The following is a 15,984-nucleotide window of genomic DNA, read 5'->3' as shown; positions in this document are numbered from 1 at the left end:
GCCGGTTATCACGAACCGTTAGGTGTCAAAATTGAAAAGAAAAATAATCACACGTAAAGCATATAATTTAATGCTGGCAGGAGCAGTATTCATGGTGGCATTTACATCATATGAAACAATAAAATTAATAAATAGAGACATTGAATATTTAGGAAGCAGTTCTGTTATACAACTTGTATTTATGTCGTTTTTCTTTATAGGTTCACTTATTTATTTCAATCCAGAAGAAAAAAAACACCTAACAACTTAATCAACCGGACGGAAAATACGTCTGCGCTAAATTGAAAAACAAAATCTAAAATTGCGGTTTGTCACGCAAGTTCGCGTCGCCGCCGGTTATCATGAACCGTTGTGCGCTAATATAGGTAACAATGAATAAAAAATTTTTCTTATTAAGTGTACCGATCTCTTTAATTTTAGCTTTTATTGCTATAAAACTTATATTACTTACTGGGTTCGACCATCAAATCCGTGAACTTGTCGCTACAATTGAAACCGATAAAAATAGTGAATTTAAATATAAAGTTTCAATGTCTCTATCAATTCTGGCATTTCTATCTGTAAATTCATTTATTTGTTTCAAGCTGGCCAAGACAAAAGGACTTGATCCCAAGAAATGGGCTAGAAAAGGTTTTCTATATAGTATTTATGCCATAGCATATTTGCTATTTTTCACCGAACAGCAGAAAACAAATAAGCGCACAACCAAATAATCAAGCGGACGGGTAAAACGCGGTGCTTCTCGATAAAAGTTCTGTGGTACTCGCAGGTTTCATCGCCGCCGCTTATCACCGCCGTTAGGTTTCAGAAATGGAATTGAGCACTGCAATAACATTAATGATTATCGCAGCCTATTTCGGCTTCTCGGGGTTATATTTTCTGAACTACCTCAGAAAAGAGGAAGTTGTTGAATTTAATTCAATACAATTACTGGTATCTTTTGCCGGGAACGTGAGCAATATTCCGAAATTTTATAAAGCCTTCTACCAAGCCCACGAAGAAAAGCATAAAAAAGCAATAACTGCTTCAATGCTGTGGTTGCACTTAGCTTGTCCTGTTTTGTTTTGGGTTGTCGTCGCTATTGAAGCAGCGTAAGCGAAAAGAAACCTAACAACTAAATCAACGCGGACGGGGAATACGTCTGTGCAATTTTGAAAAATCAAAACCAAATTGCGGTGGGTCGCGAGCGTCGTTTCGCCCGCCGGTTATCATGAACCGTTAGGCGTTTAAATGAACATAGAAAAGATAACGTCAGAATTTGTCTCCATAATAGATGTTGCGATTTTGGAAGCTGAAAAAGAAATTCTGGCCGCTCAAAAAACAAAAAATGATCTGCTTGCCGAACATTGTAAAAAGATAATTCAATATTTAAATGGAATAAGAGAGATGGCAATTTCAGGGGAACTCCCACGCATCTCAAATTCAGGAATTGGTGTTCTTCAGGGTGTGAGTGACTGGGACGTTTCAAAAAGTTTTTTTAAGGCATGTGCTGAAGTCGAAAAATATTACCAAAATAAATACAACGCCTAACAATCAAATCAAGCGGACGGTTAAACCGCGGTGCTTCTCATAAAAGTTCCGTGGTTCTCACAGGCTTCGTCGCCGCCGCTTATCACTACCGTTATAATGCCAAATGAATAAAAAGATTAAATATATTCTCTGGGGAGCAATCCTGTTGTTGCCGGCATTATTTCGGATGCTATTCGAGGTCCTTGGCTTAATCGCACTCGGTGGCTATTTGCTGTATTACACCCCGATATCCTTCCTTGGCGAACCATTTTTCATCCCGAACTCAGACTTGGGTTTCTTGCCGTCATGGAAGGGCATTTTGATAACTGCAATCATTTATTCTGGCGTTTATTGGACGAGTCTTTGGTTATTTAAGATTTGCAAAGATAAATACAAAACAAGCCCAAAGGCTGCCTTATAACCAGCAAATCAAGCGGACGGAAAATAGCTCGGGGCTTCCCGAAAAACAAAACCAAATTGCGGTAGTAGGCCGAACCTTCACGTCGCCGCCGCTTATCGCGAACCGTTAGCCATCAAAAATAAAAAGGAAGGTAAAATGGAAACTGAAATTAAGTACCTGAAGGCATGGATAATTTTCTCGATTTTAGCAGTTGTTGTTGCGGTTGTTGGAGGGGCTGTCGTTGGCGGAGTTGTTGGGTTCATTCTTGGAATTGCCAAAGTCAACACACAAACAATAAGTGTATTTGGTGGTGTCCTTGGTGCTTTGGTTGGCCTTTATTCTTCGTTCCATTTCTACAAATGGTCAGTTAAAAAATACATTCTTCCTCAATCTTCTTTCACAATAGCAGGCCAATAGCCCATTTTTATTTTAGTTTATGAAATAAAAAATGGCTAACCATGCAATCAAGCGGATGGAGACGACCTGTGTGGTTCACGAATATTACAGTGGTACGCATAGTTCGCATCGCCACCGCTTATCACTACCGTTGGGCGAATTATTTAAAAAGGAGTTATGAAATGAAGATTTACCTTGTTGCATTGTTTGTCTTGTTTAATTGCAGTATCACCCTAGCAGCAGACGTAATCGACTACGAAGAGTGGAAGGATTACCAACAAGTAAATGATAAAGTTGTAATTGTAAAATCTGATATTTATGGCGGTGACCTGACATATTCCGCTACCCTTAAAGGTAAAGTTAGAAATATTACGCAAGATCCAATGAAAAATATAGTTGTTGCATGGTTACTTTTCGATGAAAATAATAAATTATTTCCAAACAGAAGATATTATAGCGATTACTTTTACGATAATGAAGTTTTTAGCTATAAAATAGATTATTTGGACAGCAAAACAACCGAGGATTTTCAGGTTGGCTTTGACTTATATTCAGGAATCGGTTCAGATACTGCTCAAAAAATTAGGGACGCAGTCTTCGCTGACAGATACAAAATATTAGTATTTCAAAAAAAGCAATAAAGCAGTATTGAATTTATAAAAAAATAAAGAGGAGATTGTCACAATGAATAACCATCAAAAAGCCTTTGAAACAATGAATGAAGCTATTAAAATCCTCGCTACTTCTAGCGATGAACTTCAATATCGCCTATCTGTCGCATGCCGGGATTTTATCGGGAAATTATACAAAAATGATTTCAGTGTAGCGCTCTACAATAACTTCAATTTACTATCCAAAAAATTGCACTTAAATAATGATGATTTTCAGCAATATTTTTTAGATATTGATGAAAATGAGGCATCGAGACTTGCCTTGTCAATTTTTGAATTTCACTTACAGGTTTGCGAAGAATACTTTTCGCCAGGTAGCTACTGAAAAATCATTGAAACAATTTACACATCGAATACCTTCTATTTTTAAAAAAAGTATTTCATTTAATAAAAGCCGCCCAACCAAATAATCAAGCGGACGGAAAACGCAAGCGACTAAATTTGAAAAGGTTCGGTGGTGTTCGTAGGTTACGTCGCCGCCGCTTATCTCTACCGTTAGCCAAAAAGAATAAATAGAATGAAACTTAAAACCTACAAGACTATATGCGCAATTCTCATGGTCGTCTCGGTGACGTTGATGATTCGTGATTTTTCTTTAGAAAAATATGCCATCTACAGTTTTCTGGGGCACCTTGGTCTTTTTTTAATTGGTGCATTTATGTTTTTCAAAGGAAAACCAACACAGCTCTAATGACACTTGTCGGCTAACCCTAGGGTTAACACGGACTGAAAAACACGAGTGCTTCCCGAATAGGTCTCTACTAAATTGATGCTGCACGTCGCATCCGGTTACCCTTACCCGTTAGCGAGAATACGCAATGAACAAATCTTTTTTAGTCGCTATTATACTTTTCTTGGCTTCAACAGTGAATGCATACGGTTGTGGCACTAATGATTCTATCTGCGTAGCTTCCGTGGTTTTCGAAAAAGGAGCCTCTCTCCGATTTTTTGAGCTAAAGGACTATTATTGCCAACAGAATCAAGTTTTCTTGAGTGAAGCAATAAGGAGAGCTGAAAAAAGGGTCTCTAAATTAAAAAGAGACAAAGGGATAGACCATTACGAGCAGGTAAAAATCGATTTCTCTGATGTAGAATATTCCCTTATTTCGAGAGATAAAGAAAAGGCGCAATTCAGGGTTTCCGGTGTTTTTACCTATGATCTACAGGGGACAAACTTTCACCACCAAGCTAGTACAGATGAAATAATGGAACTTCGCTATCAAAATGACCGGTGGGTGTTCTGTTCAGAGGAACTTGTAAGTTTCAGTGAGCGATTTAAACATGCTAAAAAAGAAATTAAGGCGGGCGATTGAACCGCTGGTGCTTCCCGAAAAATCTTTACACAGTCGCACCGCCACGTCGTCAACTCTTATTTCAAACCGTTAGCGCTACTCTAAAATATCGAAGACATGAAAATATCAAAGCCTTGGTCTAACATACTCCTTGCTACAATATTCATATCATTTATAGCTTGGGGCTACGGCATTTATGTAGATTTTGTGCCATCAGATCACTGGAAAAGGATTGGATCAGCGATAGCAGCAACCATTGCTACGCCGCTGGTGGTATTGCTTTGGTATCGCCATTTAACTGGCAGGGCTCGCCTTGTTTACAAAGACATCACTTTTGGCCCATTTGTATTTTTAATAACATATATATGTTTACCATTATCTGTTTATTATTGGGTATTTGTCCCAATTGTGCACTCTTCTGCCGCCATTATAACAATGTACACAGGCACACAGGTAACACATAAAGCTAACTTTAATAAAATACATACTCAGTCAAGGTATGGATGTGACTATCGACTTGATGGAAGTTTTATTTCCAATGCATTTCCGTCCTATCTATGTATAAGTGCGGGATCTTATCAAGATTCGCCAAAAAATGTATTATTAGAATTGTCTGGTCGACAAACAACATTAGGATTTTTAGTTGAAGATTTTAGAGAAGTTCCGGATTTGAAGAAATAAATTCGTGTTAAGCGCTAACAAACCGCTAAAGCTGACGGGGAGATACGTTTTTGCTTCTCGAAAAATACGTAACAGTTCCACGTTTCGGTGGCCCTCAGCTTTGCTTTCTCCATTATGGCTCTTATGCGAATCGAATGGACTCTTAATCGGGGGCAACTACTATGGCTCTCGCTGTACACAGCGATATTGCCCGCATCACTTCTTGCTATTCCGTTGGTGGGTGACTGGTCGCTAATGGTAGGGACTCTCGTTTCGTTACCACTTGCCCCGTTCGGATTCGTGGCATTCTGGTGTTCAATTACGGTTGGCGGAAAGCTGTTTGCATTCTTCTTCACATGGCTGTTTGACTTTGGTTTGGCATGGTTGCTGGTTGCGCAGTACGTTGGTTATCAAAGAAAACGGGGAACCAAAGTATCTATTGTAAAGCACGTTGCGTTTCGCACGGCCGCAGCCCTTCTATTTGTCGTGCTGGTAATGGTTGCATTGCGGGTGTACACGCCATAACCAAACGCTCAATTGGACTGGGTGATACAGGGGTGGTTCGCGTAAAGGTTTCTACAAACTTGGAAAGGACCAACTCCAGCCCGCTTAGCTTGGTCCGTTGGGCCTCTTAGTTTTCCTCTTGGAGATTTATCGTGTTTAAGTCCTTACTTTCCAAACTTGCTGGTTCACAACAGCCACAGAAGGACCGCCCGTCAGAGCAACAGCTAGACGCAGCGACTGAAGCGCTCATGCGTGCAATTGAAGAAAAGCGAAAAACTGATCCCCTGATAGGTGCAAAGCTCGGTGGAAAGGAAGTATTTCAACGGCTCCTACGAGGGATGAAAGATGAGCGCGGGGTTCACGTTGAGTCATTGCTATGCGCACTCGGAGCGCTTGCTGGCTATTCGTGCCAGGCCAATCTGCGCGCTCAAGCCATTGCAAAGGGGTTGCCCGAGACGGCTGCGCTAATAACTGTTGGCGTAGCAAATGGGAAAAGCTATTTCTTTGGTGATCCGTTGAACCAAGCATTAGCCGAATCACAGTATTCGGTCTGGGGTCTTGCGGCAGGGGCGGCACAGCACAATGGATGCAAAACGCTGCCGGACATCAACAGCATCTTCGCCCATGTAACTGGCACGGTAGGAACTGACTCCTTCGGTATTCCCCGACTTCCGGAAGGACGCGTTACAAGCGATAAACCGATCAACTACTTAAAGGCGTTGTGGCCAGATCTATTTCCCGTAGCCAAGATGTTTTGCAAACAACCGACGGAGTGGCCCTTCTTGTTTGGAGTCGCAATTCAGGAGGCGCTTGATGCGGCAAGAGAGGCACTCCCTCAGGACGTTGCGTTAACGATCATTATGGAGAGTGCCATACCAATGTCAAAAGTCGATCTTGAAGCGGCCTGATCTAGCAGCGCGACGCCCCTAGGACGCCACGGCGCTCAGCAATTAATACCGGAACCCTAAAGGAACATCCAATGCGAGATCATTTGTCGAAGTCTTTGTTTAAAACACGCGAAGGACTCATCCTCGTTTTCAGCAGCGTCATCTATCTGGCCATTGGGGTTTCTGCAAAGCTCTCACCGCCTGTTGCTGCCGTTTTTGGCTTCATCGGATTGATGGCTTTCTTTATGCCGGTTTTTCTTCTGTTGTTCTTCTTTAAGATCGGTGGCTACAGGAGAGACTTCCTTTCAACTTGGTTTAACACCGTGGTCATGCTTACCGTCGGGCTTGTCCCTGTCATTATTGTTACCAAGTCGGCCTTTTTCCGCTGAACGGCTATCCGTGGCGCCCCGCGTGTGCAACCAAGAGGCCCAACCCTGCGGTCGACCCCGTTCGCTTCGCTCTCTGGGCGCTGCGCGATGAAGCCGCGCAGCACCGGGCACCTTGAACGTTAGCCATTTAAAATCAAAGGAAATGCAATGGTGGAACCATTAATACCTCTCTTGCTATTTCTTATTCTCTTATTCCTGTGCATCAAAGGCTTTATGTGGGGTGCCTCTCTAATGGTACTCCTACAAAATGCAATTTCGTGCCTTGTTATCTCCCTAGTAATAATTTTTGCGCTTCCAACTGAAGGCGACGTAATTGGCCCCAATCTCCCCTATATACCAATAAGCATTTCAGCCGTAATCCTGGTTTCGGCAGTACTTTCAATTGTCATTGCACAAAAAAATAAAAATGTTGCGAGTGGCAAACACAATGCTGTCGGCATTGCTGTTCTGTCCCTTGGAATCGTTCTTTGGGCAGTAGGATTTGTCTCTTTTTGCTTATTTATTTTTGGTGGACTGGAAGGCGGCCCAGATCCCAAGGCAGCTGTCATATCATTTTCAGTTCTTAATATTGCTGGCGCAATTGCCATTTATTTTTCAACAAAATATGAATCAGTCAAATTTCCAAATGTCTATCGTTGGTTTTCTTTTTGGGCCTCAAATTTCATGTTTTTTGCAATATTCATCTGCAGCATGATTTTCCTTTTCGCATTTCCTGCCACATCTCCTGAAACCCATTCATTTTGGGCTTCGGTGAACTCAATAAATTACGTGCCGGTTGCACTGCTGTTCATTGCCATCAATCAGAGCTATGTGAAGAAAAAAAGGGCTAACCCTTCGCTCCACACGGTCGGTTGATCCAGTGGTGATATTCGCGAAAAAGTCTCTACTCTGCTAGCGTCCCAGCGCCGCCAGTTGAACTCACTTTTGGGTCGGACCAAGTCAACCCCAGCAACGGGTCCCGCCAAAAATGATTTCAGCTACTCGGTAGGGAACTTTTGTTTTTGGTGAAGAACTCGCAGAATGCGAATCGTGGATCCGTCAACAAAATAAGATACGACCATTGAAACTTCAGGAATAATGAGCAATCTGCCTCGAATTCCCTCCCGTTGAACGCCCATTAAAGGTTGTTCAATTAAGTTTTCAACTTTAGCTTCAATGATTTCATCTGCTTTTTCAGCAGCATCTGGGTTGAAGACGTAAAGAAACTCGAAAATTTTCTCTCGATCATTTAAGGATTCTTCTTCCCAAAAAATCATTGGTGGCCCCGGTTGCGAACCTTGGCTTTACGTTCAGCCATTTGTGTTTTTGCAGAGTCATTGTCCACGAACACAGCCTTGCCGGAATCAAGTTTGTCGAACGCAAGGTTTACTTGTTCGGTAAGCCAAGTATCATGAGACAAGGCCTTGCGTTGTTGCTCGGCAAGCTGCTCCGTTAGTTCTCGGCAAGCGTCGCTAAGGGTGCGACCTTGGCTTTCAGCCCTTTGCTGGGCTAAGCGTTTTGTTTCTTCGTCAACACGAAATTGAATTCTCGTATCCATAGGTTGCTCCCGCAATTAGTGTGTGCACAAATGTTAGCACCAAGGTCGCTGAAGGGCAACCAACAATTTAATAAACCCAGCAACAATTAGGGGCACTCCCCATATCTTTGAAGAAAACTGGAGGGTCCCTAATTTTTTACAGAATGGGGACAGGTCTATTTGGGGCCGCAAAATATCGACATTTCGCCAATTTTCGCGTAAAAACATTGAGTTTACTTTTTGCCGGCCCTCATCAATCTTCCTTTCTGTCTGGAGCACACCCATGAAACTGCTTCACCTGCTGTTAGCTGGATTGCTTGTCCCCAGCGTCTGCCTTGCCCAGCTCAGCGACGAGAACCTGTTGCAGGGTTTGCCTCAGGGCTACAAAATCGCCTTTCAAACCCAAAAAGGGAACATGATCATGACCGAAATGGTTCCCGAGGCGGAAACCGTCGACAACTGGACGGAGATGGTGACCACCCAAATCTTTCTGGGCTTGAAGGAGGCAACGCCAGAGCAGTTTCAGGCCCTCTCGACCAAAGCCTGGCTGGACGTCTGCAAGGATGGCGAAGTGGCGCCGGTTACACAGGGGGAAGAAAACGGCTATGCTTTTTCGATCTGGGTCCAAAGCTGTCCCTCGAACCCGCTGACGGGCCAGCCGGAGAACACCTGGTTCAAGGCGATCAAAGGCAATGACAGTTTTTATCTGGTGCAGAAGGCGTTCAGGTTTCATCCTTCCCGGGAACAGATCGTTCAATGGATGCAGTATTTCCGTGCCGTCGGGGTCTGCGACACGCGTCTGGCCGACCGTCCCTGTCCAAAAGCTGGAAAATCGCGGCAATAAGAAGACGGGCACAATTGAAAAACAATATCTAAATTGGGGTGGGTAACGCAAGTTCGCGTCGCTGCCGGCCATTCTTTTGAATTTGAACGTAAAGAGAGAAATTCATGAAAAAAGTGTTTATGGTTTTGGGTGTTGTATCCCTTGTCGTTATCCTCGCCATTGCAGGAATCGGGATTTTTACCTGGTATAAATCGTCTCAATACAAGGATACGGCGGTGCCGTACATCAAGGCAACCGTTCCGGAGCTCTCAAAGTGGGATCCTGAAGTGATTAAGGGCTATATGGCGCCCGAAGGGATCAAAGACATCTCTGATGAAAATTTTGTAAAAATAATCCGATACCTCTCCAAGCTTGGCGATTTGCTGTCAATGGAAGAACCGAGCTTCTCAAATATCTATACAGGTTCAACCCTTGAAGGCGGCAGCCAAACTATTGTTACCTATACGATTGATGCAACCTATGAAAAAGGTGACGCTGAAATCACCATGACCTTGCTCGACCTGGGAAATACCTTTCAGGTTTATAAATTTCATATCAGTTCTATGGCCTTGGTCGAATAACCTGTTATCTCGCCCATAAACGCGGACGACATAGACTGGAGTAAAAGGGACAATCACACGACACCCCCTTTTCTCTCCTTGAGGATTTCCATGCGCTACCGCCTTCTGACTCTTGCCCTTTTCGCCCTGCTTCTGCTGCCGCTCACCAACGCGACCGCCCAGGGGCGACCGCCTGCGGGAGACTGGCAGGTCAGCCTTGGCGCGATCGGCCTCTATCTGCCGGAGTATGAAGGCGCCGACGCGTATGAATTCAAAGCCTTCCCTTCCCTCGACATCGCCTGGCGCGACCGGGTTTTTCTCAACGTCCGCCAGGGGCTCGGCGCCACCTTCTACCGCGGCAGCGACCTCCGCCTGGGCGCCTCGGTGGGCTACAGTTTCGGTCGCGACGAGAACGACTCGGCCAACCTGAAGGGCCTCGGTGACATCGACGATGGCGCCACCGCCAACCTGCTCGCCCGCTGGAAGACTGGAAAGGTCTCTCTCGACGCCCACTACGAACAGCAGATCACAGGGGCAGATACGGGCGTCCAAATTCACAGCACGCTCGGCTATGGCCATCGTCTCGGACCGACCATGCTGCGCCCGGCCCTGACCACCACCTGGGCCAGCGATTCCTACATGCAGGACTATTTCGGTATCAGCCCGGCACAGGCGGCGAACTCCGGCCTGCCGACCCATACTGCCGAGGCGGGCTTCAAGAGCGCGGGGGCCAGGCTCACCATTGTCCATCCCCTCGGCGGCGCCTGGGGCCTGACGCTGCTGGCGAACTACGACCGGCTGCTCGGCGACGCCGCCGACAGCCCCCTGGTCAAGGACGCGAATCAGTATTTCACTGCCCTCGGGATCGCTTATTCTTTTTAGCGACCCCCCCGCCGCGCCACAACCTGCCCGTGATTCACCACGTTGGGCAAAGAGATCGGTGGCAAAAAGCAGCAGCATTGAAAGAAATCTTTAAAACGCGTTGTATGGTGAACTGACCCATAGATTTATAAAAAACCTGGATTGACCATTAAATCAAGCGGATAGAATAATCACAGCCCTTAGTGGCTCGTCATCTGCGATGATTGGGTCCATGCCCACTAACACAGAGGAGGAGCATGTGAGTGATTTCATAGCACCTGTAGCAGCCTGGTGTGCAGCAACTATTGAAGCGATCGGCATCGGGACTATTACGGGGTTCGCACTATATTCACTTTTCAATGCCGCAACCCGATTACTCAAAAAGGAAGATGGTGATTCTATTTTCCTTGAACTCCGCCAAGTACTAGGCCGTGGCATTTTGCTTGGCCTTGAGTTTCTCATTGCTTCGGACATCATTTATACAGTGGCAGTCGAGTTGACCTTTGAAACCATAGGCGTTCTCGCCATAGTTGTACTCATACGCACGTTCCTGAGTTTAACCCTGGAAGTCGAGATGACCGGCAAATGGCCGTGGCAAAATACGCGGTAACATACAATTTCGCGCTTAGACCTCCACCAACCATTTCACCCAGTGGGCCCAGAAAAATAACGACTGCTGAATATCATCGTGAGCCTTCTGAAAAAAGGAATCCGATTTATTTTCTCATTTCAGACCTCATTTTTTTTCGGTCCATTACTGCATATCGGCTTGTTCAGGTGCGGTTACCGCTTCGCCATATTAAAACATTGAGTTTCTTCCACTGAGCAGGAAAGACGCCCGTCACTGCCCAGTATGGTATAATTATGCCGTTGCAGCGGATTTCATAACCCTCACCGCTGGTCTTTATCGTCAGGGGCAACGAAATATCGCCAAAAAAAGGAGGTGTTGGATATGCCGGAGTTTGGAAGCGCATTTTCGGGACTTGCCAAAGGGCAAAAACTTACGCAAGAAGAATTAATCCGCGCAATTCGTTTTATGATCGCCGCTGAATATGAGGCTGTTCAATTGTATATGCAGTTGGCGGAATCGATCGATAATAAATTGGCCATTGAAGTTTTAAAGGACATTGCTGATGAAGAAAGGGTTCATGCGGGAGAGTTCTTACGTTTATTGAAAGAACTAGCACCCGATGAAGAAAAATTCTATGCAGAGGGTGCAGAAGAAGTTGAAGAAGAAATAGAAAGACTAAAAAAGAATTAGGGCCAAAACTCCTGACGAATTGCTTTACCCTGAAAAATTGTCATATTCGCCAAGCAAAACATCTTTTAGCCTTCTATGTTAACAGGAGAAAGCTATGAGCAAAAAAGAAGCATATGAAAAAAAACTACAGGCACAACTGGATGAGTGGGATGCGGAAATCAAAAAGCTCAAAGCCCAAGCCGACAAGGCAGGAGCGGATGCGCAAATTAAATATCACCAACAAATAGAAGAACTGGAGTCCATGCGGAAATCGGCTGCCGCCAAGCTTACCGAACTCAAGAATGCCGGGGACGATGCCTGGGAAGATCTCAGGGCGGGCATTGAAAGTGCCTGGGACTCCCTCGGCAAGGCACTGAAGTCAGCTGCTTCGCGATTCAAATAAAATCATCGCTGCTTGTCGCTTAATCAGGGGCATCTGTAAGGTGCGCCCCTGATTAAGCGGCGGCACGACTCTGTTCTCGCAAGCTTTCCCGGCAAAGGCATTGACAGGTTCCCTTTGGGTATTAAGATTTACCAAGGTTAACGTCTTTCAATCTCTTTTTCCGGCAGGAGGCTTCCTATGTGCAAAGCTTTTTTTCGAGTCGCTTTATCCACCCTCTTTTTTCTCAGCATTGCGGCGGTCCAGCCCGCCCAGGTGCAGGCGTCTGACCTCTACACCTCGTCCCTTAACAATCTGGTTTTGTCCGGCAATACCCTGCTGACCAGCATGTCGCAGATCACGCTGACTCCTTTCACCATGCTCAGCCAGCTGACCGCACTGGAAGCCTCGGTCAACAGCTATCAGGACAGTGTCATGACCCTGTACGACACCATGGCCAACAACACGACGACCATGTCCCTGGCCAGCGAATCACTGATTGCCCTGCAGAACCTGGCCACCCTCAGCGCCTCACTGACCACGCAGATGCTCGCCCTTTCGGAGGCGATCGTCCTGGTGGCGCCGCTCACCTCGCTGACAGTTTTGGAATCCTCCCTGATGACCATGTTGCGCCTTTCCGATGACATTGGCACCATGGCGAACCGCATTCTTGAAATGGCCGACAAGATTCTGCTGATGGCGGATAACATCGGTACCATGGCCGACCGCATCCTGGCGACGCAGATTATTCAGAGCGACAACCTGCAAGTGGTTGTGGATGCCAGCCTGACAACCCAGACCAATATTCTCACCCTGTTCTGCCTTTATCTGAAGTGTTGATAAAAAGGGGGGGAGGAGGGGCACGGGCCTATCCTCCCCCTTTTTATCTGTTTTCTTCTGAGGCTTAATCCCGGTGCGGCCGACCGGAACCATCCGCCGATTGACAAATCCCGACACATTCGCGATGATTCAGTATCGGTCCTTGGCTGATCTTCTTTTTCCCCCTGTCCCCCTGGTGCCACCGTGGATAAGTCGCAACAACGGCTGGACGACATTCTCGCCAAACTCCGGCAACGGGATTGCCGAATTACGCCGCAGCGCCTCGCCATTCTGCAGGCCTTTCTCAATACGGACCAGCATCCGAGTGTGGAACAGGTCTATAATCAGGTCAAAATTCAATTCCCGACGACAAGCCTGGCCACGGTCTACAAGACTGTCACGCTATTGAAAGAGATCGGCGAAATCCTGGAAATCGGTTTTGCCGATGGCCGCAGCCATTACGACGGCAACAAACCCTATCCCCATCCGCACCTGGTCTGTACCGGCTGCCATCGCATCATTGATCCCGACATCAGTCTGCTGGATCAAATGACCTCCGAGGTCGCCAAAGCGACGGGCTACCAGATCACCTCCCACCAGGTCGAACTTTTTGGCCTCTGCCCCGCTTGTCAGAAAAAATAATCCTCGCCATATTTTCACCTCCCTTATCGAAAGTCATTATCTATAGATATTGACAAACCCATAAGGTCTGCTAAAAATAAACTGATTTCAGCCAACATGAAACACCTTTCAGCAACAAACCCAACTGCAGAAGGAGGACATTGCATGAGTGAGGAAAGCAAGTGCCCGGTGACGGGCAAATCGAGCCGACAGGTTGCCGGTGGTGGCACCTCGAACCAGGACTGGTGGCCGAACCGATTGAATCTGAACATCCTGCGCCAGCATTCCAACCTCTCCAACCCCATGGGGGAGGATTTCAACTATGCCGAAGCGTTCAAGAGCTTGGACCTCAAGGCCGTTAAAGAGGATCTCCGTGCCCTGATGACCGACTCCCAGGACTGGTGGCCGGCCGATTACGGCCACTACGGCGGACTCATGATCCGCATGGCCTGGCACAGCGCCGGCACCTACCGCCTGGGTGACGGACGCGGTGGAGCCGGCAGCGGCTCCCAGCGTCTGGCGCCGCTCAACAGCTGGCCGGACAATGTCAATCTTGACAAGGCACGGCGGCTGCTGTGGCCGGTCAAGCAGAAATACGGACGGAAAATCTCCTGGGCCGATCTGATGATTCTGGCCGGCAATGTCGCACTGGAATCCATGGGCTTCAAAACCTTCGGCTTTGCTGGCGGAAGGGAAGATGTCTGGGAGCCGGAAGAGGACATCTACTGGGGCTCGGAAGAGGAATGGCTGGCCACCAGCGACAAACCCAAGAGCCGCTACAGTGGCGAACGGAATCTCGAAAACCCGCTGGCCGCCGTGCAGATGGGCCTGATCTATGTCAACCCGGAAGGCCCCGATGGCAATCCCGACCCCGTCGCCTCTGGAAACGACGTGCGCGAAACCTTCGCGCGCATGGCCATGAACGATGAAGAGACGGTGGCCCTCGTCGCCGGCGGGCACACCTTCGGCAAATGCCACGGCGCCGCCCCGGCCACTCATGTGGGGCCCGAACCCGAAGCCGCCCCCATCGAAGAGATGGGTCTCGGCTGGAAGAGCAGTTTCGGCAGCGGCAAAGGGCCCGACACTATCAGCAGCGGCATCGAGGGCGCCTGGAAACCCAAGCCGACCACCTGGGATATGGGTTATCTGAAGGTGCTGTTTAAATACGAATGGGAAAAGGTCAAAAGCCCGGCCGGAGCCTGGCAATGGCTGGCCAAGGACGTGGAGGAAGAAGACATGGTGGTGGATGCCTTCGATCCCACCAAAAAACTGCGCCCCATGATGACCACGGCGGACCTCTCCCTGCGTTACGACCCTATCTATGAGCCCATTGCGCGGCGCTATCTGGCAAACCCCGAAGAATTTGCCGACGCCTTCGCCCGCGCCTGGTTCAAGCTGACCCATCGCGACATGGGCCCGCGTTCCCGCTACCTCGGCCCGGAAGTGCCCGCCGAGGAACTCCTCTGGCAGGATCCGGTGCCCGACGTTGACTACAAGTTAATCGAGGCGCCGGATATCGCTGTCCTCAAGAAAAAGATTCTGGCCTCCGGCTTTTCCGTCGCGGAGCTGGTGGCCACCGCCTGGGCGTCGGCCTCAACCTTCCGCGGCTCCGACAAGCGTGGCGGCGCCAATGGAGCGCGAATCCGCCTCGCCCCGCAGAAGGGTTGGGAAGTCAACCAGCCGGCGCAATTGGCCAAGGTGCTCAAGGCTCTCGAAGGCGTCCAGCAGGAGTTCAACGGCGCCCAGTCCGGCGGTAAGAAGGTCTCCCTGGCCGACCTGATCGTTCTGGGCGGCTGCGCGGCCGTCGAGCAGGCGGCGAAAAAGGCCGGTTTCGAGGTGAGCGTTCCCTTCGCGCCGGGCCGCACCGATACATCCCAGGAGCAGACCGACGTGGAAGCTTTTGCCGTTCTGGAACCGAAGGCGGACGGCTTCCGCAACTACCTCAAGAAAAAGTACAGCGTCAACGCCGAAGAACTACTGGTGGACCGGGCTCAGCTGCTGACGCTGACAGCCCCCGAGATGACAGCACTCATCGGCGGTCTGCGTGTTCTCAACGCCAATTATGGGCAATCTGCCCATGGCGTCTTCACCAAAAAAGCGGAGACACTCACTAACGACTTCTTCGTGAACCTGCTCGACATGGGCACGGTCTGGAAGCCCAGCGCGGAGAACCAGGACGTATTCGAGGGCCGTGATCGCCAAAGCGGCGAGCTCAAGTGGACCGGCACCCGCGTTGATCTCATCTTCGGTTCCAACTCGGAACTGCGAGCCGTGGCGGAAGTCTACGCCTGCGCCGACGCTCAGGAAAAGTTCGTCAATGACTTTGTCGCGGCTTGGAACAAGGTCATGAACCTGGATCGTTTTGACCTGGTCTGAACGGTGCGTCGACGGGGGCAAGGGAGAGTTTTTCCCTTGCCCCCGCTTTTTTCTCCCCTCAACAAACCGAAAGGATTGCCG

The 15,984-nt window shown here is 48.0% G+C and carries 22 protein-coding genes; 20 read left to right on the top strand and 2 right to left on the bottom strand.

Features of this window, described 5'->3' with window-relative positions; genetic code table 11:
• Window positions 1–31: 31 nt before the first annotated feature.
• The 11 genes from AOP6_RS01785 (at window position 32) to AOP6_RS01735 (ending at window position 7,563) form a co-directional block, all read left to right on the top strand.
• Window positions 32–250, top strand: coding sequence for a hypothetical protein (locus AOP6_RS01785; protein WP_155874933.1), 219 nt, complete (start codon window positions 32–34; stop codon window positions 248–250).
• A 560-nt stretch (window positions 251–810) separates the two neighbouring features.
• A complete protein-coding gene (locus AOP6_RS01780) occupies window positions 811–1,095 on the top strand; it encodes a hypothetical protein (RefSeq protein ID WP_155874931.1) in 285 nt (94 codons plus the stop codon).
• A 135-nt stretch (window positions 1,096–1,230) separates the two neighbouring features.
• Window positions 1,231–1,530: a hypothetical protein gene (locus tag AOP6_RS01775; RefSeq protein WP_155874930.1), complete on the top strand. Its 300-nt coding sequence runs from the start codon at window positions 1,231–1,233 to the stop codon at window positions 1,528–1,530.
• Window positions 1,531–2,065: 535 nt separating this feature from the next.
• Window positions 2,066–2,326, top strand: a complete 261-nt coding sequence (locus AOP6_RS01770; protein ID WP_155874929.1) for a hypothetical protein — start codon at window positions 2,066–2,068, stop codon at window positions 2,324–2,326.
• 161 nt (window positions 2,327–2,487) lie between these two features.
• The gene (locus AOP6_RS01765) at window positions 2,488–2,946 is read left to right on the top strand and encodes a hypothetical protein (protein ID WP_155874928.1); all 459 of its coding nucleotides are present in this window, start codon (window positions 2,488–2,490) and stop codon (window positions 2,944–2,946) included.
• A 43-nt stretch (window positions 2,947–2,989) separates the two neighbouring features.
• Window positions 2,990–3,301, top strand: a complete 312-nt coding sequence (locus tag AOP6_RS01760) for a hypothetical protein (protein ID WP_155874927.1) — start codon at window positions 2,990–2,992, stop codon at window positions 3,299–3,301.
• 493 nt (window positions 3,302–3,794) lie between these two features.
• Complete coding sequence (locus AOP6_RS01755) at window positions 3,795–4,289, top strand: hypothetical protein (RefSeq protein ID WP_155874926.1); 495 nt, start codon at window positions 3,795–3,797, stop codon at window positions 4,287–4,289.
• A 96-nt stretch (window positions 4,290–4,385) separates the two neighbouring features.
• The gene (locus AOP6_RS01750) at window positions 4,386–4,949 is read left to right on the top strand and encodes a hypothetical protein (RefSeq protein ID WP_155874925.1); all 564 of its coding nucleotides are present in this window, start codon (window positions 4,386–4,388) and stop codon (window positions 4,947–4,949) included.
• Window positions 4,950–5,584: 635 nt separating this feature from the next.
• A complete protein-coding gene (locus AOP6_RS01745; RefSeq protein WP_155874924.1) occupies window positions 5,585–6,340 on the top strand; it encodes a hypothetical protein in 756 nt (251 codons plus the stop codon).
• 71 nt (window positions 6,341–6,411) lie between these two features.
• Entirely contained in the window at window positions 6,412–6,708 is a 297-nt protein-coding gene (locus tag AOP6_RS01740; protein WP_155874923.1) for a hypothetical protein, read from the top strand.
• 147 nt (window positions 6,709–6,855) lie between these two features.
• Window positions 6,856–7,563, top strand: a complete 708-nt coding sequence (locus AOP6_RS01735) for a hypothetical protein (protein WP_155874922.1) — start codon at window positions 6,856–6,858, stop codon at window positions 7,561–7,563.
• A gap of 122 nt (window positions 7,564–7,685) precedes the next feature.
• Here AOP6_RS01735 and AOP6_RS01730 read toward each other — a convergent pair whose 3' ends face one another.
• Window positions 7,686–7,964, bottom strand: coding sequence for a type II toxin-antitoxin system RelE/ParE family toxin (locus AOP6_RS01730; RefSeq protein WP_155874921.1), 279 nt, complete (start codon window positions 7,962–7,964; stop codon window positions 7,686–7,688).
• The gene (locus AOP6_RS01725; protein WP_155874920.1) at window positions 7,961–8,245 is read right to left on the bottom strand and encodes a type II toxin-antitoxin system RelB/DinJ family antitoxin; all 285 of its coding nucleotides are present in this window, start codon (window positions 8,243–8,245) and stop codon (window positions 7,961–7,963) included. The genes AOP6_RS01730 and AOP6_RS01725 overlap by 4 nt, the downstream gene beginning before the upstream one ends.
• 262 nt (window positions 8,246–8,507) lie before the next feature.
• Here AOP6_RS01725 and AOP6_RS01720 point away from each other — a divergent pair, with 262 nt between their 5' ends.
• The 9 genes from AOP6_RS01720 (at window position 8,508) to katG (ending at window position 15,903) form a co-directional block, all read left to right on the top strand.
• Complete coding sequence (locus tag AOP6_RS01720; RefSeq protein WP_155874919.1) at window positions 8,508–9,068, top strand: hypothetical protein; 561 nt, start codon at window positions 8,508–8,510, stop codon at window positions 9,066–9,068.
• Between the two features lie 104 nt (window positions 9,069–9,172).
• Window positions 9,173–9,628 carry a hypothetical protein gene (locus tag AOP6_RS01715; protein ID WP_155874918.1) on the top strand — a complete coding sequence of 152 codons (456 nt, stop codon included), beginning with the start codon at window positions 9,173–9,175 and terminating at the stop codon, window positions 9,626–9,628.
• Between the two features lie 78 nt (window positions 9,629–9,706).
• Entirely contained in the window at window positions 9,707–10,489 is a 783-nt protein-coding gene (locus AOP6_RS01710; RefSeq protein WP_155874917.1) for a MipA/OmpV family protein, read from the top strand.
• Window positions 10,490–10,727: 238 nt separating this feature from the next.
• Window positions 10,728–11,078 carry a DUF1622 domain-containing protein gene (locus tag AOP6_RS01705; RefSeq protein WP_213194714.1) on the top strand — a complete coding sequence of 117 codons (351 nt, stop codon included), beginning with the start codon at window positions 10,728–10,730 and terminating at the stop codon, window positions 11,076–11,078.
• A 342-nt stretch (window positions 11,079–11,420) separates the two neighbouring features.
• Window positions 11,421–11,729, top strand: a complete 309-nt coding sequence (locus tag AOP6_RS01700; RefSeq protein ID WP_155874915.1) for a ferritin family protein — start codon at window positions 11,421–11,423, stop codon at window positions 11,727–11,729.
• A gap of 94 nt (window positions 11,730–11,823) precedes the next feature.
• Entirely contained in the window at window positions 11,824–12,111 is a 288-nt protein-coding gene (locus AOP6_RS01695) for a coiled coil domain-containing protein (protein WP_155874914.1), read from the top strand.
• Window positions 12,112–12,288: 177 nt separating this feature from the next.
• Window positions 12,289–12,927 carry a hypothetical protein gene (locus AOP6_RS01690; RefSeq protein ID WP_155874913.1) on the top strand — a complete coding sequence of 213 codons (639 nt, stop codon included), beginning with the start codon at window positions 12,289–12,291 and terminating at the stop codon, window positions 12,925–12,927.
• Between the two features lie 183 nt (window positions 12,928–13,110).
• Window positions 13,111–13,548 carry a transcriptional repressor gene (locus tag AOP6_RS01685; protein ID WP_155874912.1) on the top strand — a complete coding sequence of 146 codons (438 nt, stop codon included), beginning with the start codon at window positions 13,111–13,113 and terminating at the stop codon, window positions 13,546–13,548.
• Window positions 13,549–13,692: 144 nt separating this feature from the next.
• Window positions 13,693–15,903 (top strand): catalase/peroxidase HPI, encoded by a 2,211-nt coding sequence (katG, locus tag AOP6_RS01680; protein WP_155874911.1) that lies wholly within the window; start codon window positions 13,693–13,695, stop codon window positions 15,901–15,903.
• Window positions 15,904–15,984 lie beyond the last annotated feature (81 nt).

Source organism: Desulfuromonas sp. AOP6 (genome assembly GCF_009731355.2).
GTDB lineage: Bacteria > Desulfobacterota > Desulfuromonadia > Desulfuromonadales > SZUA-540 > SZUA-540.
The sequence above is the reverse complement of the archived record's forward strand: the minus strand, read 5'-3'. Positions and strand labels throughout refer to the sequence as shown.

Coding starts and splice junctions, on each gene's coding strand:
- AOP6_RS01780 (WP_155874931.1), top strand. CDS start 811: ATGGAATTGAGCACTGCAATAACATTAATGATTATCGCAGCCTATTTC.
- AOP6_RS01775 (WP_155874930.1), top strand. CDS start 1,231: ATGAACATAGAAAAGATAACGTCAGAATTTGTCTCCATAATAGATGTT.
- AOP6_RS01770 (WP_155874929.1), top strand. CDS start 2,066: ATGGAAACTGAAATTAAGTACCTGAAGGCATGGATAATTTTCTCGATT.
- AOP6_RS01765 (WP_155874928.1), top strand. CDS start 2,488: ATGAAGATTTACCTTGTTGCATTGTTTGTCTTGTTTAATTGCAGTATC.
- AOP6_RS01760 (WP_155874927.1), top strand. CDS start 2,990: ATGAATAACCATCAAAAAGCCTTTGAAACAATGAATGAAGCTATTAAA.
- AOP6_RS01755 (WP_155874926.1), top strand. CDS start 3,795: ATGAACAAATCTTTTTTAGTCGCTATTATACTTTTCTTGGCTTCAACA.
- AOP6_RS01750 (WP_155874925.1), top strand. CDS start 4,386: ATGAAAATATCAAAGCCTTGGTCTAACATACTCCTTGCTACAATATTC.
- AOP6_RS01740 (WP_155874923.1), top strand. CDS start 6,412: ATGCGAGATCATTTGTCGAAGTCTTTGTTTAAAACACGCGAAGGACTC.
- AOP6_RS01735 (WP_155874922.1), top strand. CDS start 6,856: ATGGTGGAACCATTAATACCTCTCTTGCTATTTCTTATTCTCTTATTC.
- AOP6_RS01730 (WP_155874921.1), bottom strand. CDS start 7,964: ATGATTTTTTGGGAAGAAGAATCCTTAAATGATCGAGAGAAAATTTTC.
- AOP6_RS01725 (WP_155874920.1), bottom strand. CDS start 8,245: ATGGATACGAGAATTCAATTTCGTGTTGACGAAGAAACAAAACGCTTA.
- AOP6_RS01720 (WP_155874919.1), top strand. CDS start 8,508: ATGAAACTGCTTCACCTGCTGTTAGCTGGATTGCTTGTCCCCAGCGTC.
- AOP6_RS01715 (WP_155874918.1), top strand. CDS start 9,173: ATGAAAAAAGTGTTTATGGTTTTGGGTGTTGTATCCCTTGTCGTTATC.
- AOP6_RS01700 (WP_155874915.1), top strand. CDS start 11,421: ATGCCGGAGTTTGGAAGCGCATTTTCGGGACTTGCCAAAGGGCAAAAA.
- AOP6_RS01695 (WP_155874914.1), top strand. CDS start 11,824: ATGAGCAAAAAAGAAGCATATGAAAAAAAACTACAGGCACAACTGGAT.
- AOP6_RS01690 (WP_155874913.1), top strand. CDS start 12,289: ATGTGCAAAGCTTTTTTTCGAGTCGCTTTATCCACCCTCTTTTTTCTC.
- katG (WP_155874911.1), top strand. CDS start 13,693: ATGAGTGAGGAAAGCAAGTGCCCGGTGACGGGCAAATCGAGCCGACAG.